The sequence below is a fragment of the Nonomuraea sp. NPDC049649 genome (assembly GCF_040675175.1).
Taxonomy (GTDB): Bacteria; Actinomycetota; Actinomycetes; order Streptosporangiales; family Streptosporangiaceae; genus Nonomuraea.
On the sequence record NZ_JBFAOH010000001.1, the window covers coordinates 586472 to 610270 of the forward strand.

Genomic DNA, 23799 nt, shown 5'->3' on the forward strand with positions numbered 1-23799 from the left:
AGAAGAGTGTGGCGGTCACCGACGCGGCCATCGACAAGATCAAAGAAATGATCCTCTCGGGCGAGCTGGCCCCGGGAGACCGGCTGCCCAAGGAGGCCGACCTCGCCGAGCGGCTCGGCCTCTCACGCAACTCGCTGCGCGAGGCCGTACGCGCGCTCGCCCTGATCAACGTGCTCGACGTGCGGCAGGGCGACGGCACCTACGTCACCAGCCTGGAGCCGCGGCTGCTGCTCGACACCATGTCGTTCGTCCTCGACCTGCACCGCGACGACACGGTGCTGCAGTTCTTCGAGGTCCGCCGCATCCTGGAGCCCGCCGCCACCGCGATGGCCGCCGAGCTGATGACGGACGACGACATCGAGGAGCTGCGGGAGATCCTGGAGTCGCTGCCGGCCGAGCCGACCGTCGAGGAACTGGTCGCCAACGACCTGCGCTTCCACCAGCGGATCGCGCTCGGCTCCGGCAACAGCGTGCTCTGCTCGTTCATCGAGAGCCTGTCGGGGCCGACCACCCGGGCCCGGATCTGGCGCGGCCTCACCCAGGAGGGCGCGCTGGCCAAGACCCGCGAGCAGCACACCGCCATCTACGAGGCGATCGCCGCCCGCCAGGCGGAGGTGGCCCGCTCCTGGGCCACCGTCCACATAGCGGGCGTCGAATCCTGGCTCCGCAAGTCCCTCGCCTAGCTCCCGGCCCCCCATCAGGCGATAGCGCCTGAACGTCAGCTGCCGGGTGCCTAACGGAGGCCGGCGAAGGCGTCCTCCGGCACGGGGCCCTCCAGCGGATCGGGCATCCGGAGGTTCCGGAACTCCTCGTACGGCAGGACCTCGTCCTCGGCCGGAGGCGAGATCACCAGCCGGTGACCCCAGTCCGAGTAGCGGGTGTCGGCGGTGGCGAGGTACTTCTCCTCGCCCCAGCCCAGGTCCTCCTGCGTCCGCAGCCGCTGGATCAGGCCCTCGCGGTCGATCCAGAGCCGGTAGGAGATCTTCCTCTTGCTCCGCCCCTTGCCGGCGTAGAAGGACCGCGACGCCTCGTACAGCTCCTGGTACGTGACGACGCCCTGATAGAGGTAGCCGCCGGAGACCGGCCTGGCCCGCTCGCCCTTCAGCGTCGCCTTCAGCACGGCCGGGTCGAACACGTTGATCGGCTGCCTGCTGGCGAGGGAGGTCGGGTCGATCGTGACCCCCTTGGCCGCTTCGGCGCCCACCCAGGACTTGCCCTCGGGAAGGAGCTGCGCGACCGCCGCGCCGCCGAGGTAGGCGCTCCTCCGGAAGGTGAGCGTCTCCACCGGTTCGCCCGGTTCGCCCACCGGTTCCATGACGGAGTAGGCGGCGACGGGGCCGGACGGCGAGAGCTGGACGCCGCTCTTGGCGCGGATGCGCGAGGTGGAGGTGCCCGGTTTGGACACCTCCGTCAGCTTGACGCCGCGCTCGGCCTTGAGCTGCTTCTTCAGCGCCCGCACGGGATCCGGGGCGGCGGTCCGGGCGGCGGCGGGCGCCGGGGCCATCACCAGGACGGCCAGCGTGGCGACCGCCGCCGCGAGCACGGACCGTCTCACTGGCCCGTGCTGGGGTTAGCGTCGGCGACGGGGATGTCGTTCACCGAGTTGGCGGTGCCGGGGCGGCTGCGGTCCTTCCACTCGACGACCTCGGCCCTGGCCGGAGCGGTGATGATCATGTGCTCGCCCCAGCCGGAGTAGCGGGTGTCGGTGTTGCGGTACGCGCCCGACTTGGCCCGCTCGGTGGTCTGGAGCCGCACGGGCAGGCCGGCGCCGTCGGTCCAGAGCTTCCAGGAGATCGCGGTCTTGGCGGCGGCGCCACGCGGCGCGCCGTCGAACAGCTTGCCGTAGTAGCCCTTCGACGCCTCGTACAGCTTCGCGTACGTGATCGTGCCCTGGTAGAGGTGACCGCCGCTGACCGCCTTGGCGCTCTTGCCCTTGAGCGTCGCCTTGAGCACGGCCGGGTCGAAGACGTTGAGCGTCTGCTTGGTGGCCGTGGCGAGCGCCGGGTTCGGGTGGCGGTCGTCGCGCTCCAGCTTGATCCAGACCTTGTCCTTCGGCAGTAGGTTCGCGACGGCCGGGCCGGAGGCGTAGACGGTCCTGCCGACGGCGGCCTTCTGGCCGGGCTCGGAGTTCTGGCCGCTCTGGCTCTGGGTGTCGGAGGCGTCCTCGACGTCGGCCCAGGAGGCGACGGGGCCGGTCGGCGCGAGCTGGATGCCGCTGTGGTAGCGGGTCCGGGTGGAGGTCTTGGCGGTCACCGTCCGGGAGATCTCGGCGACACGTACACCGCGCTCGTTCTTCAGCTGCGCCTTGACCGCCTGGGCCGGGTCGGGGGCGGCCTTGGCCGCGGCGGGGGCAGCGGGCAGGGTGGCGGCCAGCGCGAGGGCCGCGGGGAGAATCCAGCGCCTCATGATTATTCGATTCCTATGTGAGGGGGATGCTTTGGGAGGGATCATCCTCCCAGAAGTCGGCCCGGGTTCGCTCGTGCATACGGGAAGAGCCGGGTAGTAGGGGTCTGTGGTTGACAAACTTCAGCAATACCGGAGCAAACGCGACCCCCAACGAACCCCCGAACCCGTCCCCGCCGAGCCGCCCGAGCCGCGCGGCGGCGACGCCTTCGTCATCCAGGAGCACCACGCCCGCTCCCTCCACTGGGACCTGCGCCTGGAACGCGACGGCGTCCTCGCCTCCTGGGCCGTCCCCAAGGGCATCCCGGCCGACCCCGCCACCAACCACCTGGCCGTGCGGACCGAGGACCACCCGCTCGAATACCTCACCTTCCACGGCGAGATCCCCCAGGGCGAGTACGGCGGCGGCACCATGACCATCTGGGATCAGGGCACGTACGAGACCGAGAAGTGGTCGCCCCGCGAGGTCAAGATCGTCCTGCACGGCTCCCGCGCCCAGGGCCGGTTCGTGCTCTTCCAGACACGCGGCAAGAACTGGATGATCCACCGCATGGACCCCCCGTCCCGCGCCCCCCTGCCTGTCATAGCGCCCATGCTCCCCACACGGCGCTCCCGCCCGCCGCGCGACACCGCCGCCTACGCGTACGAGTTCGCCTGGGGCGGCCGCCGCCTCCTCGTCCCCATCGAAGGCGGCCGCACCACCGCCGCCGGCGAGCACCCCTGGCTGCGGGCCCTCGCCCGGTCGTTCGGCAGCCGCACCGCGCTCCTGGACGGCGAGCTCGCCACCCTCTCGGGCGCCGAGGTGCTGGTCTTCTACGACCTCCTGTACGACGACGGCCGGGTGCTGCTTGACGAGCCGTACGAGGTCCGGCGAGCGGCCCTGGAAGCACTGGACCTGTCCACCCCCCGCTGGCAGACCGCCCCCTCCTGGCCCGGCGACGCGACCCCGGTACTGCAGGCGGCACGGCAACAGGGCCTGCCCGGCGTCATCGCCAAACGCCTCGACTCCCCCTACGAACCCGGCGAATCGTCATCCTGGCTGTTCATCCCGTCCTGATTCACACGCCGCTGACCTCCGCGTGCCCCACAGTCATCGCCTCAAGTGCTCGGCGGCCCACATATCGGCGAAAGTGCGTCCAAACCACTACGAGAGCAGCGACTAAACCTCCACAGACTGAGCGACCAAACCACCAGAGGCATGCGATGCTATGTTCCATGACGAGCACTCCTCTGGGCAGAGTCCTGACACGGCGCCCGCCAGAGCGGCAAGAGCACGCTCGTCAAACAGATCGTCAGGGAGCGGGCGGCAGAGTGGCGCGATCTGGATGTGGCATACGTACTGCAGGGCGCCAGAGCTGATCCCGACGGCTTCGTCGACACTCCTGACACGATGGTCATCGATGAGATCCAGCGAGCACCCGAGTTGCTCCTCGCCATCAAGGCTCAGGTCGACGCCGACCAACGCCCTGGACGGTTTCTCCTGACGGGCTCCTCCCGGGTTCTCGCGCTCCGGACGTTGCCCGACACACTCGTGGGCCGGATGGAAACCATCGAGCTCTGGCCCTTCTCGCAAGGAGAGATCGACAGCACTCCCGACGGCTTCATCGATGCCGTCTTCGAACAGGGGCCGGACCTGCGTCACACTTCCGAGGTCTCACGCGCCGGCTACGCGGAACGCATCGTACGGGGCGGCTTCCCAGAGGCGGTGGCGCGAATGAACGATCGCAGACGGCAGCGTTTCTTCAGCTCCTACATCGGTCATCTGGTCGCCCGCGACATGACCGCATTGCTGGAGATCGAGCGGGTGGCCGAACTCCGCAGGCTCATCCGCCTGCTCGCGGCGCGTTCCGGGCAGCTTCTCGTCACCCAGTCCCTTGGTCGAGAGGCAGGCCTGCCCGCGACCACGACCTCGCGCTACCTGGGCCTGCTCGAAGAGGTTTTCCTGATCAAACGCATACCCGCCTGGTCGAGGAACCTGAGCAACAGAGCTATCCGCACCGCCAAGGTGGCATTCGTGGATTCAGGGGTCGCCGCACACCTGCTCGGCACCGACGCGTGAGGGCTCGTACGTCCCGGTGGACAGTTCGGTCCGCTGATGGAGGGATTCGCACTCATGGAACTCGCCCGACAGCTGACCTGGGCGGAAGAACAGGTGGAGCTCTACCACTATCGAACCAAGGACAAAGTGGAAGTGGACGCGGTCCTGGAGAACCGCCAGGGCCAGGTCGTGGGCATCGAGATCAAGGCCGCGTCCACCGTACGACCGGACGACTTCAGGGGGCTGCGGCATCTCGCGGACCGCCTGGGGGACGACTTCATCGCCGGAATCGTGCTGCATACGGGAACGCAGACCCTGCCGTTCGGGGATCGGATGCGGGCGATGCCGGTGAGCGCGTTGTGGGAAATTGGCTGAATGCGGATTTCGGAAATATCAGCTCATCAGCCGGGCCTCCTCGACCTCCAGCGGGCGGCCTACCAGGTCGAGGCGGAGATCATCGGCGACGACCGCATCCCGCCGCTGCACGAGACATCGGAGGAATTGCTGGCCCAGCCGCTCACCTGGCTGGCCGCGTTCGATGACGACGGCGACCTGGTCGGGGCCGTGGCGTGGGAGGAGACCGCCGACGAGGTGGACCTCAACCGGCTCATGGTGGCCCCCAGTGCGCACCGGCGCGGTGTCGGGCGGGCGCTGGTGAAGGAGGTCATGGCCAGAGCGGGCGAGCGCCGCGTCGTGGTCTCCACCGGGCGTGACAACACACCCGCCCGGACGTTGTACGAGCGACTCGGGTTCACGCTGACCGGCGAGTTCGAGCCGGTGCCGGGACTATGGGTGGTCAACTATGCGTCGCACGTCTCGTAGGGAAACGCGTCACCTCAGAGAAGGCCCTCGTCGTGCAGGGCATTCCAGAGGGCGTCGGGGACGGGCTGGTTCAGCAGCGCCGCGTTGGTGGTGACCTCAGAGGGGGTGCGGGCGCCGAGGACGACCGAGGCTGTGGCCGGGTGGCGCTGGGGGAAGGCGATGGCCGCCTGCGGGAGTGTCACGCCGTGGGCCGTGCAGATCGCGGCGATGCGGCGGGCGCGGGCCAGCAGCTCGGGTGGGGCCGGGTGGTAGTCGAAGGTGCCTGACGGGTCGGGGGTGGCGAGGAGGCCGCTGTTGAAGACGCCGGCCGCGAGCACCCGGACGCCGCGGGCGGCGCAGGCGTCCATGAGCGGCAGGCCGGACTGGTCGAGCAGGGTGTAGCGGCCGGCCAGCATGACGACGTCGAGGTCCGTCTCCTGGACGAAGCGCAGCGGGACCTGCCATTGGTTCATGCCGACCCCGATGGCTTTGACCACGCCTTGCGCGCGGAGCGAGGCCAGTGCCGGGTATGCCTGGTCAAGGGCCTGTCCGGCGTGGTCGTCGGGGTCGTGGATCAGAGCGATGTCGACGGCTGTCAGGCCGAGCCGGTCGAGGGACTCCTCCAGTGAGCGGAGGACGCCGTCGCGGGAGAAGTCCCAGACCCGTTCGTGGTCGGCGGGCACGTCGAAGCCCTCGGTGTCGCGGCCGCCCTTGGACGAGGGCGTCAGCAGGCGGCCGACTTTGGTCGAGAGCACGTACCCGGATCTGTCCCGGAGCGCCGCGCCGAGGCGGCGCTCCGAGAGGCCGAGCCCGTAGTGCGGCGCGGTGTCGAAGAGGCGGACGCCGTGCTCCCAGGCGGCGTCGACGGTGGCGCGGGCCTGCGCGTCGGTGACCGCCGTGAAGAGGTTGCCGAGGGGCGCGGTGCCCAGGCCGAACCGGGGAAGGGTGATCACGTCAGCTCCCAGACCAGCCGCAGGCCGCCGGAGTCCTTGTCGAAGTCGCCGTCGAGGAGGCGGTTCATGCGCGCCTGCCAGGCCCGGTCGGCGGGGTGGTCGCGGAGTGCGGCCTGCAGCGCGGCGTAGTCGTCGGCCTCGACGATGTGGAACAGGTCGAGGCCGTCGCGGTAGATGCGCCAGGAGTGCAGGCCGTGTTGGCGCATGGCCTGTTCCAGCTCCGCCGGGATCTCGGCGTGCTCGCGGTCGTAGATCTCCTCGCAGCCGGGCTTCAGTCTGGTACGCAGCGCGATCCGTTCCATCAATCCTGTGCCTTCCCGCCGGCGATCCGGCTGATCATGAGGGCGACCAGGATGATGGTCCCGTACACGACCGGCTGCCAGAAGCCCGAGACGCCCTGGAGGGTGAGCAGGTTCTGGACCAGGCCGATGACGAGGACGCCGGTGAGCGCACCCAGGATGGTGCCCTTGCCGCCGTCCATGCTGACGCCGCCGATGACGGCCGCCGCGAAGACCATGAAGATCCAGTTGACGCCCATGCCGGAGCCGACGGCGCCGAGCCGCCCGGTCTCCAGGATGCCCGCCAGGGCGGCGAGCGTGCCGCCGAGGATGAACACGCCCCACAGCACCCGGTCCACCCGGATGCCGGCGGCGCGGGCCGCGTCGATGTTGCCGCCGATCGCGTACAGGGCCCGGCCGACCCGCAGGTAGGCGAGCCCGGCGATGCCCGCCGCGAACAGCGCGCCCGCGATCCAGATCGAGGCCGGCACGCCGAGCCAGACGGCGCTGCCCAGGTAGAGCAGGGACTCGGGCAGCTCGAACAGGGTCTTGCCCTCGGTCGGGCCGAGGTGCAGGCCGTGCACGATGATCAGCATGGCGAGCGTGACGATGAACGCCGACAGCTGGAACTTGATGATCAGGAACCCGTTGAAGGCCCCGATCGCCGCCCCGATGAGCAGGCAGAGCGGGATCACCAGGTAGGCGGGCAGCCCGACGCCGAGCCCGCCCGCCGAGACCGGCACGACCAGCAGCACGGCCAGGGCGGGCGCCATGCCGACCGTCGACTCCAGCGACAGGTCGAACTTGCCGGAGATCAGGATCAGCGCCTCGGCCAGCACCAGCAGCGAGATCGCCGCCTGCTGCTGGAGCACGTTCGTCAGGTTCCCGGTGGTCAGGAAGATCGGGTCCAGGAACGCCCCCACGATGAGCAGGAGCAGGATCACCGGGACCAGGGTCAGGTCCCGGAACCGGGCCAGCCTGATCCGGGGCACGGTCAAAGTAGTCACTCTTGCATGCCTTCCATCACGGCCACCAGCTCGTGGTCACTCCAGCCACGCGGCACGTCCTTGACGACCCGTCCGTGGAACATCACCAGGACGCGGTCGCAGATCCGCAGGTCGTCCAGTTCGTCGGAGACGAGCACGGCGCCCGCGCCCCGGTCGGCCGCGTCCTCGACGGCGCCGAGCAGCGCCTGCTTGGCCTTGACGTCGACGCCGGCGGTCGGGTTGATCACGACCAGCGCGTCCGGGTCGTCGGCGAGCGCGCGGGCGAAGACGACCTTCTGCGCGTTCCCGCCGGACAGGTCGCCGACGGGCTGGTCTGGGCCCTCGGTCTTGATGTCGAGGTCCCGGATCATCTGTACGGCTCGCGCGCGGCGTCGGGCGGGTGAGACGGTGCCGAACCGGCCCAGCTTGCGCGCGATCGACATCGTCCCGTTCTCGCCCACCGACAGCAGCGGCACGAAGCCCTGGTGGTGGCGGTCCTCGGGGACGAAGCCGAGCCCGGCGGCGAGCGCGGCCGGGACGTCGCCGGGCCGGACCGCCCGGCCCTTGACGGTGACCTCGCCGGTGTCGGCCCTGCGCAGGCCGACCAGGGTCTCGGCGAGCGCCACCTTGCCGCTGCTGCCGGATCCGGCCAGCCCGACGACCTCGCCGGATCGTACGGACAGATCGACGGCGTGGTAGCGGCCCGCGAGGGACAGGCCGGCGGCGGCGAGCACCACCTCCTCGCGCGGGGCGCGGTCGCGGGCCTGGTAGGCGGCGGTCGCCTCGCCGGTCATGGCGTCGACCAGCGCGTCCTGCGGCAGGTCGGCGACCGGCGCGGTCATGATGTGCCGGGCGTCGCGGAAGACCGTGACGCTCTGGCAGATCTCGTACACCTCGTCCAGGTGGTGGGAGATGTACATCATCGTGACGCCCTGCTCGCGCAGGGCGCGCATGCGGGCGAAGAGCCGCTCGACGGCCGGGCCGTCCAGGCGGGCGGTCGGCTCGTCCAGGATGATGAACCGCGCGCCGAAGGAGAGCGCGCGGGCGATCTCCACGAGCTGGCGCTGCTCGACGCCGAGGTCTCCGGCCGGCGTGCGGGGGTCGACGTCGACCTCGTACGTGTCGAGCAGCTCGCGCGCCCTGGCCCGGAGCGTCCGCCAGTTGATGAACCGGCCCTCGGTCTGGCGGTTGAGGAACAGATTCTCGGCCACGCTCAGCGCGGGGATGATCGTGGACTTCTGGTAGACGCAGGCGACCCGCCGCCGCCAGGCGTCGCGGTCGCCGGGGGCGGGCGCGGGCTCTCCCGAGAACCGCACCTCGCCCTCGTCCGGCCGCTGGAGCCCGGTGAGGATCGACACCAGGGTGGACTTGCCGGCGCCGTTCCGGCCGACGAGGGCGTGGGTCTCGCCCTCGGTGATCGTGATGTGCGCGCCGTCGAGTGCCGTGGTCGGCCCGAAGCGCTTCACGATATTTCGGGCTTCGACGTGATTTTTCATTACTTGACCTGGTTGCCCCAGAGGGTGGGGTCTTCGACGTTCTCCTTGGTGACCAGCGGGGCGGGGAGCTGGTCCTCCAGGCCGTTCGGCAGCTCGATGATCGTGCTGTCGTGGTCCGTCGCGCCGGGCTCGAACGTCTTGCCCTCCAGCGCCGCCTTGGCGTAGTACAGCGCGTACTTCGCGTACAGGTCGGCCGGCTGCGAGATGGTGGCGTCGATCTCGCCCTTGCGGATCGCCTCGAACTCCTGCGGGATCCCGTCGTTGGAGATCACGACCACGTGCTTGGGGTCGTCCGGCGGCAGCAGCAGCCCCTTCTGCCGGAGCACCTGCAGCGTCGGCGCCAGGTGGACGCCGCCGGCGTGCATGTAGATGCCCTTGACGTCCGGGTGCTGCTCCAGGCGGGTCTGCAGCATCGACGCGGCCTTGCTGCCCTCCCACTCGGTGGGCTCGTCGAAGACCTCGATGTCCGGGAACTTCTCCTTCATGCACTCGCCGAACGCCTCGGCGCGGTCGCGCCCGTTGATGGAGCTGAGCGCGCCCATGAGCTGCACGACCTTGCCCTTGCCGCCGAGCTGCTCCCCGAGGTATTCGCAGGACTTGGTGCCGTAGGCGCGGTTGTCGGCCCGTACCACCATGTAGACCTTGCCCTTGTCCGGGCGGGTGTCGACGGTGATGACCGGGATGTTCTTGTTCTCCAGGTTCTGCAGGGTCGAGGCGATGGCGCCGGTGTCCTGCGGGGCCATGACGATCGCCTGCGCGCCCTGGCCGATCAGCGCCTGCACGTTGTTGACCAGCTTGGCCACGTCGTTCTGCGAGTTCGTGGCGGTCATCAGCTCGACGCCGAGCTCGTCCGCCATCTCCGGGATGTACTTGATGTAGGAGTTCCAGAAGTCGGAGTCGGCGCGCGGGTGGTCGATGCCGACCTTGCCGCCGCCCTCTCCGCCCGCTGCCGGGGTCGTGGTGGTGGTGCCGGCGCCGCACGCGGCGAGCGCGGCGACGAGGACCGCGCAGGCGGCCAGCGGCTTGAGCTTCATCGGGGGGTTCTACCTTTCTGGGTTGTGCGGCCGGAGCCTGAGCCCCTGCATGCCGCCGTCCACGGCCAGGGCCGTGCCGGTGGTCGCGCCGGACTCGGGGCCGGCGAGGTACGCGATGGCGGCCGCGACCTCCCCGGCACTGACCAGGCGGCCCATCGGCTGCCTGGCTTCGAGCGCGGCCCGCTCGGCCGCGGGGTCGTCGGCGGCGTCGAGCAGCCGGGCGACCCAGGGAGTGTCCGCGGTGCCGGGGTTGACGCAGTTGACGCGGATGCCCTCGTGCAGGTGGTCGGCGGCCATCGCCAGCGTGAGCGACTGCACCGCGCCTTTCGTGGCGCTGTAGAGGGCGCGCCGGGGCAGGCCGGCGGTGGCGGCGACCGAGCACGTGTTGACGATCGACGCGTGCTCCGACCTGCGGAGGTACGGGAGCGCGGCCCTGGTGACGCGGACCAGGCCGAACACGTTCACCTCGAACACCCGGCGCCACTCCTCGTCCGGGTTGTCCTCGACCGTGCCCTGCGCGCCGATACCGGCGTTGTTGACGAGGATGTCGATGCCGCCGAGCCGCTCGGCCGCCTCGGCGACCGCCCGCCGCACCTGGGCGTCGTCGGCGACGTCGGCCCTGATGCCGATGAGCGGTTCGCCGGGCGGGTCCAGGTCGAGGCAGGCGACCTTCATGCCGCGCTCGGCCAGCAAGGTCGCGGTGGCCAGGCCGATGCCGGAGCCGCCGCCGGTGACGATCGCTCTGAGGTTCACGCGTTCCTCCAGACCTCTCCGCCGGGGTAGGTGTGGGCGGCGATCGACTCGGCGCGCATCTCGGAGCTGAACCCGGGAGCCGACGGGGCGCGGTAACGGCCGTTCTCGATCACCACCGGGTCGGTGAAGTGCTCGTGCAGGTGGTCGACGTACTCGATCACCCGGTTCTCCATGGTCCCGGTGACGCTGACGTAGTCGAACATCGACAGGTGCTGCACCATCTCGCAGAGGCCGACCCCGCCCGCGTGCGGGCAGACCGGCACCCCGAACCTGGCCGCGAGCAGCAGGATCGCGATGTTCTCGTTGACGCCGCCGACCCGGGCGGAGTCGATCTGCAGGTACGAGATCGCACCGGCCTGGAGCAGCTGCTTGAACACGACGCGGTTCTGCACGTGCTCGCCGGTGGCGACCGGGATCGGGCTGATGCCCTCGGCGATGGCGGCGTGGCCGAGCACGTCGTCGGGGCTGGTGGGCTCCTCCACCCAGTGCGGGTTGAACGGCTTGAGCGCGGTCACCCAGGCGATGGCGGAGCCGACGTCCCAGCGCTGGTTGGCGTCGACGGCGATCGGGAAGTCGGGGCCGCACACCTCGCGGGCCACGGTGAAGCGGCGCACGTCGTCGGCGAGGTCGGCGCCGACCTTGAGCTTGATCTGGCCGAAGCCCTGGTCGATCGCCTCCCGGCAGAGGCGGCGCAGCTTGTCGTCGGGGTAGCCGAGCCAGCCCGGAGAGGTGGTGTAGGCGGGGTAGCCGGCGCTCTTGAGGTGCTCGATGCGCTGCTGCTTCCCTTTTTCCGCATTTTTCAGGATCCGGAGTGCTTCGTCCGGCGTGAGCGCGTCGCTCAGATACCGGAAGTCGACCAGCTCGACGATCTCCTCCGGCGACATCTCCGCCAGCAGCAGCCAGAGCGGCTTGCCCGCCCGCTTGGCCTTGAGGTCCCACAGGGCGTTGACCACGGCGGAGATCGCCATGTGCATGACGCCCTTCTCCGGCCCCAGCCAGCGCAGCTGCGAGTCGTAGACCATCTCCTTGTAGAGCGCGCCCAGGTCCTCGGCGTCGCGGCCGACCACGTACGGCTCCAGCGCGGTGATGGCGCCGGTCTGCACGTCGTTGCCGCGCCCGATGGTGAACGCGAACCCGTGCCCCGCGTACCCGTCGTCGGTCCGCAGGATCACATACGCGGCCGAGTAGTCGGGGTCGGGGTTCATCGCGTCGGAGCCGTCGAGCTCGCGCGAGGTCGGGAAGCGCACGTCGTACGTCTCCATCCCGACGATCCGGTACGAGCCGGTATCCCGCGTCATGCCTGGCCCACCGTCTGCCGCTGGCGGCCGAGGCCCTCGATCTCCAGCTCCACCACGTCACCGGCGCGCAGGTAAGGCTGGCCGGGCAGGCCCATCGCGACCCCGGCGGGGGTGCCCGTGTTGATCACGTCGCCGGGCTCCAGCACCATGAACCGGCTCAGGTACCGGACGATCTCCGCCACCTCGAAGATCATGTCCTTGGTGGTGCCGTTCTGCCGGAGCTCGCCGTTGACCCACAGCCGCATGGCCAGGTCCTGCGGGTCGCCCACCTCGTCGGCGGTCACCAGCCAGGGGCCGAGCGGGTTGAACGTCTCGCACGACTTGCCCTTGTCCCACTGGCCGCCGCGTTCGAGCTGGAACTCCCGCTCGGACACGTCGTTGGCGACCGCGTACCCAGCGATAGCGGCGAGCGCCTCCTCGTGCGACTCCAGGTAGCGGGCGCGCGTGCCGATCACCGCGGCCAGCTCGACCTCCCAGTCGGTCTTCACGCTGCCGCGCGGCACCAGCACCTCGTCGTACGGGCCGATCACGGTGTCGGCCGCCTTCATGAACACGACGGGCTCGGCGGGCACCTCCGCGCCGGACTCGGCAGCGTGGTCACGGTAGTTCAGCCCGATGCACACGACCTTCCCCGGCCGGGCGACGGGGGCGCCGATCCGCAGGTCCCCGGCCTCGACGACGGGCAGGCTGCCGCGTGCCAGCGCCTCGCGCACCCGCGCCACTCCCCCGGAGGCCAGGAAAGCCCCGTCGATGTCGGGCTCCCCGATGTCGCGCAGGTTGCCGTCGGCATCCATCACCACCGGCCGCTCCTGGCCGGCAGGTCCTACTCGCAGCAGCTTCACACCGCATCCCTCGGTCATACATCGGATGTCTCGCCTCCAGATGCTGAAGGCCTCCTCGGCTGCGTGTCAAGACCCGTACGCTGGATAAATCCGACTCGTAACCTTGCCGGCAGGGTTGGTCTCCCTTGACTGCCGGCCCGTCAGAACCGCTCAAACATCCGATGATCGTGAAGGGATCTATACTGGTAAAGCGGTCATCCAAGGTTTACCAAGGCACTTTCCAGGTCATCTTGACGGTCGTACAGGGACGTAATAGAACACGTTCCAGGCAAGATCTTCAGTCCATCGCAGCGCTGCCATCTAGAGGGTGAGCCGGGTGCACATCAACCTCGTCGACCAGGACCAGTACGCGGCCTCCGGACCGCCTCACGAGCAGTTCGCCTGGCTCCGGAAGCACGACCCCGTCTACCGGCACCCCGGCGAGCCGGACTTCTGGGCCGTCACCCGCCACGAGGACGTCGTGCACGTCTCACGCCACTCCGAGCTGTTCTCGTCGGCCCGCAAACTCGCCCTCTTCGACGAGATGCCCGAGGAACAGCGGGCGCTGCAACGCCTGATGATGCTCAACCAGGACCCGCCCGAGCACACCCGCCGCCGCTCGCTGGTCAACCGCGGCTTCACGCCCCGCGCCATCGGCGCCCTCGAACAGCACATCCGCGAGATCTGCGACGACCTGCTCGACCAGTGCTCCGGCGAGACCGACTTCGTCACCGAGGTGGCGGCGCCGCTCCCCCTCTACGTGATCTGCGAACTCCTCGGCGCCCCCGTCGAGGACCGCGACAAGATCTTCAACTGGTCCAACCGCATGATCGGCGCCCAGGACCCCGACTTCGCCGCCTCCCCCGACGAAGGCAGCGCCGCCGCCGCCGAGGTCTACGCCTACGCCAACGAACTGGCCGCCAAGCGCCGCGCCAACCCGCGCGACGACATCGTCACCAAACTCCTGCAGCCCAACGAGAACGGCGAGACGCTCACCGAGGACGAGTTCGACCTCTTCGTCCTCCTCCTCGTCGTCGCCGGCAACGAGACCACCCGCAACGCGGCCTCGGGCGGCATGCTCGCCCTCTTCGAACACCCCGACCAGTGGGCCCGCCTCGTCGCCGACCCCTCCCTCGCCGCCCCGGCCGCCGACGAGATCGTCCGCTGGGTCTCCCCCGTCAACCTCTTCCGCCGCACCTCCACCCGCGACCAGGTGCTCGGCGGCAAGAACATCAAGGAAGACGACAAGGTCGTCATCTTCTACGGCTCCGCCAACCGCGACCCCGCCGTCTTCAAGGACCCCGAGGTCTTCGACATCGGCCGCGACCCCAACCCGCAGATCGGCTTCGGCGGCGGCGGCGCCCACTTCTGCCTCGGCAACCACCTCGCCAAACTGGAACTCCGGGTCCTTTTCGAACAGCTCGCCCGCCGCTACCCCGGCCTCCGCCAGACCGGCCCGGCCCGCCGCCTGCGCTCCAACTTCATCAACGGCATCAAGGAACTCCCGGTCGCCATGAACTGACGCCGTCGTCACCCGCACGGCCCCAACCGGTGGCGAGCGCGGTTGGGGTCGGCATACCGGAGGCCGTCGCCGGAACGCGCTCGAACCTCACCACTCGACACTGAGGTGATGACACTATGTGTCCATGCGCCTACCTCGAGCGAAATCCTTCAACACCGCCGGCCCCTGCGACCCCCAGCTCCACTACATGCTGCCGCCCGCGCCGCGGCTTCCCGAGGCACGAGCGCTGATCGACATGGACCGGTATTTCGTGGTCCACGCGCCCCGGCAGACCGGCAAGACGACCGCGCTGGACACCCTGGCGTCCGAACTCACCGCCGAGGGAGAAATCGCCGCCCTCACGTTCTCCTGCGAGCGCGCCAAGGCCGCCGGTGACGACTTCGCCCTCGCGGAGTCGCATCTGCTGGACTCCCTCCGTGACGCCGCCGAGGAGTCGGGATGGCCGGAGGAGCTGCTGCCGCCGGATCCCTGGCCGCAGGCATCTCCCGGTAGCCGGTTCCATGCGGCGCTGCGTGAGTGGTGCCGTCGTTCCCCGCGCCGGGTGGTGCTGTTCATGGACGAGATCGACGGCCTGCAGGGCACCAGCATGATCAGCATCCTCAGCCAGCTCCGTGACGGTCATAACGCGCGGCCGAAGGGGCGTTCGTTCCCCGCGTCCGTGGTGCTGTGCGGGCTGCGCGACGTGCGCGACTACAAGGTCGCCTGCGGCGGCGACGCCGACCGGTCGAACCCGATCAGCCCGTTCAACATCGTCACCAAGTCGCTGCGCATGGGTGACTTCACGGCCGACCAGATCGGCGAGTTGTACGGCCAGCACACCGAGGCGACCGGGCAGGAGTTCACGAAGGACGCGGTGGACCGGGTGTTCGAGCTGACGCAGGGGCAGCCGTGGCTGGTCAACGCCCTCGCCCAGGAGATCACCGCCGAGATGGGCGTGACCGGCACCATCACCGCCGGGCAGGTGGAGGAGGCCAAGGAGCGGCTGATACGGGCGCGCGCCATCCATCTCGACTCCCTGGTGGCCAGGCTGCACGAACCCCGGGTGGAACGGGTGATCGAACCCATCGTGGCGGGAACATGGCCGGGCACGGACACGTCTTTCGACGACGACGTCTCCTACGTTCACGATCTGGGCCTCATCCGGGGGACCAGGGACCTGGAGATCGCCAACCCGATCTATCGAGAGGTCCTGCTCCGGGTCCTGGGCGATCGCACGGAAAGGTTCGTGAAGGCCGATCCGCACAGCTTCGTGCTGCCCGACGGCCGGTTCGACCTGGAGCGGCTGCTGCGGGAGTTCGTCGTGTTCTGGCGCGAACACGGCGAGGTGCTCATCCGCCAGGAGAACTACCACGAGGCCGCCTGCCAGATCATCCTCATGGCCTTCCTTCACCGGCTCGTGAACGGCGGCGGCCAGCTCGACCGCGAGTACGCCGCCGGCACCAAACGCCTCGACGTGCTGGTCCGCTGGCCCTACACCGGCCCTGACGGCGAACGCCGGGTGCAGCGCGAAGCGATGGAGCTGAAGGTCTGGCGAGCAGGCAAGGAAGACCCGCTGCCCGAGGGGCTGGTGCAACTCGACGGCTACCTGGACCGGCTCAGCCTCACCACCGGCGTCCTGGTGATCTTCGACCGGAGACCCGAGGCCCCGGCTTGGAAGGAACGAGGAAGCTTCGAGCAGGCCATCACACCGTCCGGCCGCCCGATCACCGTCCTCCGTGGATAACCCGGAGCTTGTCAGGTGAGTGCCCGTTCTAGCCGTACGATCTGCGATAGCGGGACGTGCGGAGGCGGCGGGCGGCGCGGATGCGGGAGAGGACCCGCGTCATCCCTTCGGGCCCCGGCTGCCATCCGCGCTCTATCATGGCGTTGGCCACCACCTCCAGCAGGTCGGCGGCCCGGCCCGGGACGAAGTCGGGGCCCGCGACGACGATCCGCCAGCCTTGCGCGCGCAGCCCCTCCCGGCGGGCCTCGTCGTGGAGGCGGTCGGCTTCGGCGGCGTGGTGCTCGCGGCCGTCGTACTCGACCGCGACCTTGTACGTCTCCCACCCCAGGTCCAGGTATACGCGCCGGCCGGACGGCAGGACGACGGAGATCTGGGTGGCGGGCCTCGGGAGCCCGCAGTCGACGAGCATCACCCGCAACCAGCTCTCCCTCGGCGAGGCGGCCCGCCGGTCGGCGAGCCCCAGCGCGGCCCTGGCCCGGTGGGAACCCGTCTAGTGCCACAGCGGGTCCAGGTCGACGCCCCGGCGGAGGAACTGGTCCAGCACCACCACGGCGTCGGCTCTGGGCAGCCAGTGCGCGCAGTCGAAGGCCGTGCGGGCGGGGGTGGTGACGCGGATCCCGGCATGGCAGGTGACGTCGTCGTCGAGCAGGGCCGCACGGTGGGTGACGCAGCCTGGGACGTCCATCCCGTCCGGAGTGATCAGCTCCAGCGGCGGTTGTCCTCCGGAGGTGTGGAGGACCTGCACGCCCCAGACCCGTGCGGCCGCCGCCCGGCAGACCACGGCCTGCGGGATCTCCCGCGTCACCGCCGAGCCCGGATCATCAGCAGGGTCCGTTCGCGCTCCCCTGCTCGCTTCCGCTCCTTCTGCTGGTTCTCGCACTCCACGTCGAGCCGGTCGGGCCCGCCGGAGGCTGAGGGCTGGATGGTCATGCGTTCAGCGTGCGGGGAGCGGGCGCCGCGACGGGAGACGAGCGGGATTCTGTGGACGGGCGGGCGTCGTCCACAGGTCAGGGGTGCAGGGAGAGGCCCTTGAGGGTCTTGTCGACGGCGTTCTTGGGGCCGTACACCGCGAGGCCGACGAGCTGGAGGTCCGGGGCGGCGACCGCGCGGACGACGGCGCGGTTGGCGGCGTCGTGGCCCGTCTTGAACATCTCCTCGGTGTAGACCGCCACGCGCAGCCCCCTGGCGACGGCCTTCTCGCGGATCTCCGTGAGCGAGTCCGCGGCGTAGATCAGCACCGGCTGGCGAAGCATCGGCAGGTACACGTTCCCCGACCCGTCCTCGTACGGCTCCCCGACCGTCTCCGGGACACCGCCCGCGACGGCGCCGGCGAGGAAGGCGGTGACGTTGAGTTTCTGCCAGGCGGCCAGGTCCTGGCGGACCACGATGCCGATCTTCGTGTCGAAACGCATGGCGTCCAGCCTGCCGCCACCGCCCCCGCCGGGTCTTGAACGCTGGTGCGGCTCGATCTCGACCTCATAATGGGAACGTGGCATGCGACTGGTCTCGCTACTGGAGGTCCCCCGACCGTCCCATCGAGGCGATGCACGCCCACTTCGCGCGGCACGTCTACCACCGCCACAGCCACGACACGTACTCGTTCGGCATCACCGAGGACGGCGCGCAGGCGTTCACCTGCCGCGGGGCCGCGCACACGAGCACGCCCGGCATGGTGATGGCCTTCAACCCCGACGACCCGCACGACGGCCGGGCCGCCGACGCGCTCGGCTTCACCTACCGGATCGTCCACCTCGGGCCCGAGCTGGTGACGGAGGTGCTCGGCGGGCGCGCCGGGCTGCCGCTGTTCGCCGAGCCGGTGGTGCACGACCCGGCGCTCGCCGCCGCGCTGCGCGCGCTCCACGCCGCGCTGCTCGGCGGGGCGCCCGCGCTCCGCCGCGACGAGTTGCTCGCCGTGACGGTGGAGGCGATGGTACGGAGGGCGGCCACCAGACCGGTCACCCCGGCCACGCCCGGCGGGGTGGCGGCCCGGGCCAGGGCGCTGCTGCACGACCGCCCGTTCGACGACGTCACGGCCGACGACCTGGCCGAGGCGGCGGGCACCAGCAGGTTCGCCGTCTACCGGGCTTTCCGTGCCGCCTACGGGATGGCGCCCAGCGACTACCAGCGGCTGCTCCGGCTCAGGGAGGCGCGCCGGCTGATCGCGCGCGGAGTCCCGATCGGCGAGACGGCGGCGCGGACCGGGTTCGCCGACCAGAGCCACCTGACCCGCTGGTTCAGCCGCTGCTTCGGTCTGACCCCCGCCGCCTACCGCGCCGCCGCGGCGTGACCGTCAGGGCCAGGAGGATTCCTGGTCCGGGTCGCCGCCGTCGGTGAGGAGGCGCAGGTCCGATTCGACCATCATGGCCACCAGTTCGTCGAAGGAGACGGTCGGTTCCCAGCCGAGCTGGACCCGGGCCTTCTTGGGGTCGGCGCAGAGGAGGTCGACCTCGGCGGGGCGGTGCAGCGACTGGTCGGTGACCACGTACTTCTCCCAGTCGAGCCCGGCCGCCGAGAAGGCGGCCTCGACCAGTTCCCTGACGGACTTCATCCGCCCGGTGCCGATGACGTAGTCCTCGGGCTTGTCGGCCTGGAGCATGAGGTGCATGGCGCGGACGTAGTCGCCGGCGAAGCCCCAGTCGCGCCGCGCCTCCAGGTTGCCCAGCCGCAGTTCGTCGGCGAGGCCGAGTTTGATGCGGGCCACGCCGAGGGAGACCTTGCGAGTGACGAACTCGGCGCCGCGCCGGGGCGACTCGTGGTTGAACAGGATGCCGGAGACGGCGAACATGCCGTACGACTCGCGGTAGTTCTGGGTGAGGAAGTGCCCGTACGCCTTGGCGACCCCGTACGGCGAGCGGGGGTGGAAGCCGGTGCTCTCGTTCTGCGGCGTCTCGCTGACCTGGCCGAACATCTCGGACGAGGAGGCTTGGTAGAAGCGGATCTGCCCGCCGGACGCCCGCCCGCCGCGTGACACGCCCGAGCAGACGCGGATGGCCTCCAGCATGCGCAGCACGCCCATCCCGGTGACCTCGGCGGTCAGCTCGGCCTGCTCCCACGACATGGGGACGAACGAGATCGCGCCGAGGTTGTAGACCTCGTCCGGTTGAACGCGTTCCACCGCGGAGATCAGCGAACTCTGGTCGAGCAGGTCGCCTCTGACGAGGTGGACGTCGGCGAGGAGCTTGCGTATCCGTGACACGCGCGGGTTGGCCTGGCCGCGGGCCAGTCCCCACACTTCGTAGCCCTGATCGAGCAGGTACTCCGCCAGATAGGAGCCGTCCTGGCCGGTGATGCCGGTGATCAGAGCGCGCCTGGCCAAGGGTCCTCCAACTCTCCGCCCATTCGGGGGGATTCTATCTAGAACGCGTTCCACCGAACAACGCTCGGTCGGGGTGATGCCGCAGTTCGCACGGCTTGTCCGCGCGGCTGTGAACCATTCCAGATGACCTACCGAATGGTAGCCTTCTCGGGCTAAGGTCATCTTTTACGGTACACGCCCGCGTTCCGGGCCTACCGGCGGAGAAAGGGGTGCCGTGAGCACGGACGCGCTGCGGATCGCGCTGCTGTCCTACCGCAGCAAGCCCACCTGCGGCGGCCAGGGCGTCTACCTCCGCCATCTGAGCCGCGAGCTCGTCGCGCTCGGCCACCATGTCGAGGTGTTCTCCGGCCAGCCGTACCCGGAGCTCGACGAGGGCGTGATCCTCAACAAGGTGCCCAGCCTCGACCTCTACCGGGACGAGGACCCGTTCCGCACCCCCAAGCTCGCCGAGTACCGCGACTGGATCGACCTCCTGGAGGTCGGCACCATGTGGACGGCGGGCTTCCCCGAGCCGCTGACCTTCACCCTGCGCGCCCACCGCGAGCTGAAGAAGCGCGTCGGCGACTTCGACGTGGTGCAGGACAACCAGACCCTGGGGTACGGCCTGCTCGGCATCCAGAAGCTGTTCCCGGTGGTCGGCACCATCCACCACCCGATCAGCGTCGACCGGCGCATCGAGCTGGAGGCCGCCAAAGGCGTCAAGAAGCTGACCATGCGCCGCTGGTACGGGTTCGTACGGATGCAGGCCAAGGTCGCGCCCCGGCTGAACCCGATCCTGACGGTCAGCGAGTCGTCCCTGGCCGACATCCACCGCGACTTCAGCGTGCCGCAGGCCAACATGCGCCTGATCCCGCTCGGCGTCGACACCCGCTACTTCCACCCGCGCCCGGACAAGCCCCGCCGCAAGGGCTCGATCGTGGCCGTGGCCAGCGCCGACTCCCCTATGAAGGGGGTCGCCACGCTGCTGCGGGCCGTCGCCAAGCTGGCCACCGAGCGCGACGTCAACCTGACCGTGGTGAGCCGCCCGACCCCGGGCGGCCCCACCGAACGGCTCGTCCAGGAGCTGTCCCTCCAGGACCGGGTCCGGTTCGTGCACGGGATCTCCGACGACGAGCTGGGCGAGCTGATCGCCACCTCGGAGATCTCGGTCGTCCCGTCGCTGTACGAGGGGTTCTCGCTGCCCGCCGTCGAGCACATGGCCTGCGCCACGCCGCTGGTGGCCAGCCGTACGGGCGCGCTGCCGGAGGTCGTGGGCGACGCCGCGATCCAGGTGACGCCGGGCGACCCGGAGGAGCTGGCCGCGGTGCTGCTCCGGCTGCACGACTCGCCCGAGGAGCGCGAGCGGGTGGGCAGGGCCGGCTACGACCGGGTCATGGAGCGCTTCACCTGGAACGTGGTGGCCAAGAAGACCGTCGAGGCCTACCGGGAGGCCATCGCCGCCCGCCGCCCCCACTGACGCCCCGCAGACGACCCCGCAGACGACCCCGCAGACGACAAGGAGATCTCTCTCGTGCTGACCGTCGACTTCGACCGGCTGCCCGTGGGTCCCGGGACCCGCGTGCTCGACCTGGGGTGCGGCGCCGGCCGGCACGCCTTCGAGGTGCTGCGCCGCGGCGGCGACGTGGTCGCCTTCGACATGGACCAGGCCGAGCTGGACGGCGTGGCGGCCATGTTCGCGGCGATGGACAAGGAGGGCGAGGTCCCGGCCGGGGCCGCCGGCAAGACGGTGCGGGGCACAGCGCTCGACATGCCGTTCGAGGACGGGAGCTTCGACCGGGTGATCGCGGCCGAGGTGCTGGAGCACATCCCGGACGACATGACGGCGATGCGGGAGATCTTCCGGGTGCTGCGGCCGGGCGGCCTGGCCGCGATCACGGTGCCGAGCTTCCTGCCCGAGCGGATCTGCTGGGCGCTGGACGAGGACTACCACACCGCCCCCGGCGGGCACGTCCGCATCTACACCCTGGCCGAGCTGTCGGCCAAGCTGAAGGCGACCGGCTTCGTCGTCGGCCCGCACCACCACGCCCACGGCCTGCACGCCCCGTACTGGTGGATCAAGTGCGCCGTCGGCGTCAACAACGACGACCATCCGCTGGCGAAGGCGTACCACGAGCTGCTGGTGTGGGACATCATGAAGCGCCCGCCGGCCACCAGGATCGCCGAGGCTCTGCTGAACCCGATCATCGGCAAGAGCGTCGTGCTCTACGTGCGGAAGCCCAAGACGTGATCTCGCGCGAGCAGGTCGTCCGGACCGCCGAGAGCATCGCGGCCATCCAGCAGGACGACGGGGGCGTGCCCTGGCCCGAGGGGCACGTCGACGCCTGGAACCACATCGAGTGCCTGATGGCCATGACCGTCGCCGGGCTGCGTGAGCCGGTCGAGCGGGGCTACGCCTGGCTGGCGGCGCACCAGCGGGAGGACGGCTCCTGGCCGATGAAGGTCGCCGGCGGGGTCGCCGTGGAGCGGGGCGGCGAGTCCAACCACGCCGCCTACATCGCGGTCGGGCTCTGGCACCACTGGCTGGTGACCGGCGACCTGGCCTTCGTGGAGAAGCGCTGGCCGATGGCCAAGGCGGCGCTCGACTACGTGGCGGGCCTGCAGACCGAGCGCGGCGAGATCGTCTGGGAGCGCGACGCGCACGGCAGACCGGCCGCCTACGCCCTGCTGACCGGCTGCGCCTCCATCCATCAGGGGCTGCGCTGCGGCGTGCTCCTCGCCGACCACCTGGGCGACCCGCAGCCGCACTGGGAGCTGGCCGCCGACCGGCTGGCGCACGTGCTCGCCGAGCACCCGGAGGCGTTCGCCGACAAGAGCCGCTACTCGATGGACTGGTACTACCCGGTGCTCGGCGGCGCGGTGCGCGGCCAGGCCGCCTTCGAGCTGCTGGAGCGGGAGTGGGCCACGTTCGTGGTGCCCGGGCTCGGCATCCGCTGTGTGTCGGACCAGCCGTGGGTGACGGGCGCGGAGACGTGCGAGCTGGCGCTGGCCCTGGACGCGCTCGGCGACCGGGAGCGCGCCGCCGCGCTCTTCGCCGACATGCAGCACCTGCGGCACGAGGACGGCTCGTACTGGACGGGCTGGCAGTTCGTCAACCGCAAGCACTTCCCGCACGAGCGTTCCGGCTACACGGCCGCCGCCGTGGTCCTCGCCGCCGACGCCCTGCGCGGGTTCTCGGGCGGGGCCGGGATCTTCCGCGACACCGCCGCGCCGTCCGGCCTCACCGGCCGTCCTGAGCTGTGCGGGTGTACGTCCGCGCGGACGTGACGCGCAACCGAGTTTGCCCTTTCTTTGCGCGGGCGGCCCGTGCGGCTCCGTGAAAGCGCCCAATGCGGTTACTAGCTTCGGGAGCGACCGTACGAGGCGTCTTCGGGGGAAGCGTGGGCGACACGGGCACAACATCGTTCTTGGAGCGCGTCGGAACCGAGCCGGTGGTGGGCCCGGCCCGCGGCTGGCGGCGGCTGCTGTCGAAGGACCCGGGCGAGTCGGACCTGAGCAGGCGTCGGTTCCGGCTCACCCGGCCGGCCTCCAGAGCCATCGTGGAACGCGCCGAGAGGTCCTACATCTCCGGATTCAACGCGGTCGTCACCCGGCAGGCCGAGCGGATCGAGGACCTCTCGCGTGACCAGCGGGCCTTCGCCTACGAGGGCGCTGGGGCCGCGTGCGCGATGCTCGACCTGCTCACCCTGGCCCGGGGCCGGCGTCTCCACGAGTTGCTGACGGGCCCCGCCGCCGGCCACGCGTTCTCCGTACACCTGGGCGCCGGGCGCGGCTACGCGATGCTGCGCCTGCGGCCGGTGCGCGGCGCCCGGGGGGCGCATCCGCTGCTGCGCTGGCTGGCCCTGGACGGGTTCGGGTTCCAGTGGAGCCTGGCGCGGGCCGACCGGATGGTGGGCGAGCGGGCCATGCCCGACCTGCTGTCGCGGGTCCACTGCGCGCTCTTCGACCAGGGGCTGGGGCGGCTGCTCTGGTATCACGACTGCGCCTCGCCCGACGACGTGGCGGCCCGGGTCGCGGCCTACCCGGTGTCGCGGCGGGCGGCGCTGTGGAGCGGCGTCGGGTACGCGGCGACCTGCACCGGCGGCGCGGAGGCCGACGAGCTGTGGTGGCTGACCGAGCACGCCGGGGCCGACGGGTTCCGTTCCCACCTGGCGCAGGGCAGCGCGTTCGCCGTGGCGGCCAGGGCGCAGGCGGGAGCGGTGCCGGACCATGCGGCGCAGGCGGCGCCGATCCTCACCGGCGGCACGCCCGAGGACGCGGTCGGCTGGACGGAGCAGGCGCTGCGGTTCCTCGGCGACGACCCGGACGGCCACCACGAGTTCCTGGCCTGGCAGGCGCACACCCGGCGGCTCTGGCTCCGCCGCCACTCGTCTTCCTGAC

General features: G+C 70.5%; 25 protein-coding genes and 1 pseudogene. 11 read left to right on the forward strand and 15 right to left on the reverse strand.

Annotation, left to right across the window (positions count from 1 at the left end):
• Positions 1 to 8 precede the first annotated feature (8 nt).
• Positions 9 to 683, forward strand: a complete 675-nt coding sequence (locus AB0J42_RS02755) for a FadR/GntR family transcriptional regulator (RefSeq protein WP_364287877.1) — start codon at positions 9 to 11, stop codon at positions 681 to 683.
• Positions 684 to 733: 50 nt separating this feature from the next.
• Here the strand turns inward: AB0J42_RS02755 and AB0J42_RS02760 are convergent, their stop codons facing one another.
• Both AB0J42_RS02760 and AB0J42_RS02765 read right to left on the reverse strand, forming a co-directional pair.
• Positions 734 to 1555 (reverse strand): hypothetical protein, encoded by an 822-nt coding sequence (locus AB0J42_RS02760; protein WP_364287880.1) that lies wholly within the window; start codon positions 1553 to 1555, stop codon positions 734 to 736.
• On the reverse strand, positions 1552 to 2406 hold the full coding sequence (locus AB0J42_RS02765) for a hypothetical protein (protein ID WP_364287883.1): 855 nt from the start codon (positions 2404 to 2406) through the stop codon (positions 1552 to 1554). The genes AB0J42_RS02760 and AB0J42_RS02765 overlap by 4 nt, the downstream gene beginning before the upstream one ends.
• 106 nt (positions 2407 to 2512) lie before the next feature.
• On the opposite strand from AB0J42_RS02765, the gene AB0J42_RS02770 reads away from it, so the two are divergent.
• The 3 genes and pseudogenes from AB0J42_RS02770 (at position 2513) to AB0J42_RS02780 (ending at position 5263) form a co-directional block, all read left to right on the forward strand.
• Positions 2513 to 3460, forward strand: a complete 948-nt coding sequence (locus AB0J42_RS02770) for a DNA polymerase ligase N-terminal domain-containing protein (protein WP_364287886.1) — start codon at positions 2513 to 2515, stop codon at positions 3458 to 3460.
• A gap of 231 nt (positions 3461 to 3691) precedes the next feature.
• Positions 3692 to 4816: pseudogene (locus tag AB0J42_RS02775) on the forward strand (ATP-binding protein).
• Positions 4817 to 5263 (forward strand): GNAT family N-acetyltransferase, encoded by a 447-nt coding sequence (locus AB0J42_RS02780; protein WP_364287889.1) that lies wholly within the window; start codon positions 4817 to 4819, stop codon positions 5261 to 5263.
• A 14-nt stretch (positions 5264 to 5277) separates the two neighbouring features.
• Here AB0J42_RS02780 and AB0J42_RS02785 read toward each other — a convergent pair whose 3' ends face one another.
• The 8 genes from AB0J42_RS02785 to AB0J42_RS02820 are packed head-to-tail and all read right to left on the reverse strand — an operon-like array spanning position 5278 to position 12882.
• The gene (locus tag AB0J42_RS02785; RefSeq protein ID WP_364287892.1) at positions 5278 to 6195 is read right to left on the reverse strand and encodes an aldo/keto reductase; all 918 of its coding nucleotides are present in this window, start codon (positions 6193 to 6195) and stop codon (positions 5278 to 5280) included.
• Complete coding sequence (locus tag AB0J42_RS02790) at positions 6192 to 6497, reverse strand: L-rhamnose mutarotase (protein WP_364287895.1); 306 nt, start codon at positions 6495 to 6497, stop codon at positions 6192 to 6194. Before AB0J42_RS02790 ends, AB0J42_RS02785 begins: the two co-directional genes overlap by 4 nt.
• Positions 6497 to 7480 carry an ABC transporter permease gene (locus AB0J42_RS02795; RefSeq protein WP_364287898.1) on the reverse strand — a complete coding sequence of 328 codons (984 nt, stop codon included), beginning with the start codon at positions 7478 to 7480 and terminating at the stop codon, positions 6497 to 6499. Before AB0J42_RS02795 ends, AB0J42_RS02790 begins: the two co-directional genes overlap by 1 nt.
• Positions 7477 to 8925, reverse strand: coding sequence for a sugar ABC transporter ATP-binding protein (locus tag AB0J42_RS02800; RefSeq protein ID WP_364287901.1), 1449 nt, complete (start codon positions 8923 to 8925; stop codon positions 7477 to 7479). The genes AB0J42_RS02795 and AB0J42_RS02800 overlap by 4 nt, the downstream gene beginning before the upstream one ends.
• Positions 8926 to 8954: 29 nt before the next feature.
• Complete coding sequence (locus AB0J42_RS02805; protein WP_364287904.1) at positions 8955 to 9989, reverse strand: sugar ABC transporter substrate-binding protein; 1035 nt, start codon at positions 9987 to 9989, stop codon at positions 8955 to 8957.
• 9 nt (positions 9990 to 9998) lie between these two features.
• Positions 9999 to 10742, reverse strand: coding sequence for an SDR family oxidoreductase (locus AB0J42_RS02810; protein WP_364287907.1), 744 nt, complete (start codon positions 10740 to 10742; stop codon positions 9999 to 10001).
• Positions 10739 to 12040, reverse strand: a complete 1302-nt coding sequence (locus AB0J42_RS02815; protein ID WP_364287910.1) for an L-fuconate dehydratase — start codon at positions 12038 to 12040, stop codon at positions 10739 to 10741. The genes AB0J42_RS02810 and AB0J42_RS02815 overlap by 4 nt, the downstream gene beginning before the upstream one ends.
• Positions 12037 to 12882, reverse strand: coding sequence for a fumarylacetoacetate hydrolase family protein (locus AB0J42_RS02820; RefSeq protein ID WP_364287913.1), 846 nt, complete (start codon positions 12880 to 12882; stop codon positions 12037 to 12039). Before AB0J42_RS02820 ends, AB0J42_RS02815 begins: the two co-directional genes overlap by 4 nt.
• Positions 12883 to 13198: 316 nt before the next feature.
• Between AB0J42_RS02820 and AB0J42_RS02825 the strand changes: the two genes are divergently transcribed.
• Together AB0J42_RS02825 and AB0J42_RS02830 are read left to right on the forward strand one after the other, a co-directional pair.
• A complete protein-coding gene (locus AB0J42_RS02825) occupies positions 13199 to 14383 on the forward strand; it encodes a cytochrome P450 (RefSeq protein WP_364287916.1) in 1185 nt (394 codons plus the stop codon).
• Positions 14384 to 14507: 124 nt separating this feature from the next.
• Positions 14508 to 16106: an ATP-binding protein gene (locus AB0J42_RS02830; protein WP_364287919.1), complete on the forward strand. Its 1599-nt coding sequence runs from the start codon at positions 14508 to 14510 to the stop codon at positions 16104 to 16106.
• A gap of 28 nt (positions 16107 to 16134) precedes the next feature.
• Here the strand turns inward: AB0J42_RS02830 and AB0J42_RS02835 are convergent, their stop codons facing one another.
• The 4 genes from AB0J42_RS02835 to AB0J42_RS02850 all read right to left on the reverse strand — a co-directional run bounded on the left by AB0J42_RS02835 (position 16135) and on the right by AB0J42_RS02850 (position 17518).
• Entirely contained in the window at positions 16135 to 16524 is a 390-nt protein-coding gene (locus tag AB0J42_RS02835) for a hypothetical protein (RefSeq protein ID WP_364287922.1), read from the reverse strand.
• A 72-nt stretch (positions 16525 to 16596) separates the two neighbouring features.
• On the reverse strand, positions 16597 to 16911 hold the full coding sequence (locus AB0J42_RS02840) for a hypothetical protein (RefSeq protein ID WP_364287925.1): 315 nt from the start codon (positions 16909 to 16911) through the stop codon (positions 16597 to 16599).
• Complete coding sequence (locus AB0J42_RS02845; RefSeq protein ID WP_364287928.1) at positions 16908 to 17036, reverse strand: hypothetical protein; 129 nt, start codon at positions 17034 to 17036, stop codon at positions 16908 to 16910. The genes AB0J42_RS02840 and AB0J42_RS02845 overlap by 4 nt, the downstream gene beginning before the upstream one ends.
• Positions 17037 to 17113: 77 nt before the next feature.
• Entirely contained in the window at positions 17114 to 17518 is a 405-nt protein-coding gene (locus AB0J42_RS02850) for a DUF2000 domain-containing protein (RefSeq protein ID WP_364287931.1), read from the reverse strand.
• Positions 17519 to 17595: 77 nt separating this feature from the next.
• Between AB0J42_RS02850 and AB0J42_RS02855 the strand changes: the two genes are divergently transcribed.
• The gene (locus tag AB0J42_RS02855; protein ID WP_364287934.1) at positions 17596 to 18393 is read left to right on the forward strand and encodes an AraC family transcriptional regulator; all 798 of its coding nucleotides are present in this window, start codon (positions 17596 to 17598) and stop codon (positions 18391 to 18393) included.
• 3 nt (positions 18394 to 18396) lie between these two features.
• On the opposite strand, the gene AB0J42_RS02860 is transcribed toward AB0J42_RS02855, so the two are convergent.
• Complete coding sequence (locus AB0J42_RS02860; protein ID WP_364287937.1) at positions 18397 to 19422, reverse strand: GDP-mannose 4,6-dehydratase; 1026 nt, start codon at positions 19420 to 19422, stop codon at positions 18397 to 18399.
• Between the two features lie 214 nt (positions 19423 to 19636).
• On the opposite strand from AB0J42_RS02860, the gene AB0J42_RS02865 reads away from it, so the two are divergent.
• From AB0J42_RS02865 to AB0J42_RS02880, 4 genes are all read left to right on the forward strand, one after another.
• A complete protein-coding gene (locus AB0J42_RS02865) occupies positions 19637 to 20878 on the forward strand; it encodes a glycosyltransferase family 4 protein (protein ID WP_364287940.1) in 1242 nt (413 codons plus the stop codon).
• Positions 20879 to 20932: 54 nt separating this feature from the next.
• Positions 20933 to 21649 carry a methyltransferase domain-containing protein gene (locus AB0J42_RS02870; protein ID WP_364287943.1) on the forward strand — a complete coding sequence of 239 codons (717 nt, stop codon included), beginning with the start codon at positions 20933 to 20935 and terminating at the stop codon, positions 21647 to 21649.
• Positions 21646 to 22686: a prenyltransferase gene (locus AB0J42_RS02875; protein WP_364287946.1), complete on the forward strand. Its 1041-nt coding sequence runs from the start codon at positions 21646 to 21648 to the stop codon at positions 22684 to 22686. The genes AB0J42_RS02870 and AB0J42_RS02875 overlap by 4 nt, the downstream gene beginning before the upstream one ends.
• Positions 22687 to 22826: 140 nt before the next feature.
• The gene (locus tag AB0J42_RS02880) at positions 22827 to 23798 is read left to right on the forward strand and encodes a DUF1702 family protein (protein WP_364287949.1); all 972 of its coding nucleotides are present in this window, start codon (positions 22827 to 22829) and stop codon (positions 23796 to 23798) included.
• The last annotated feature ends 1 nt before the right edge of the window (position 23799 follow it).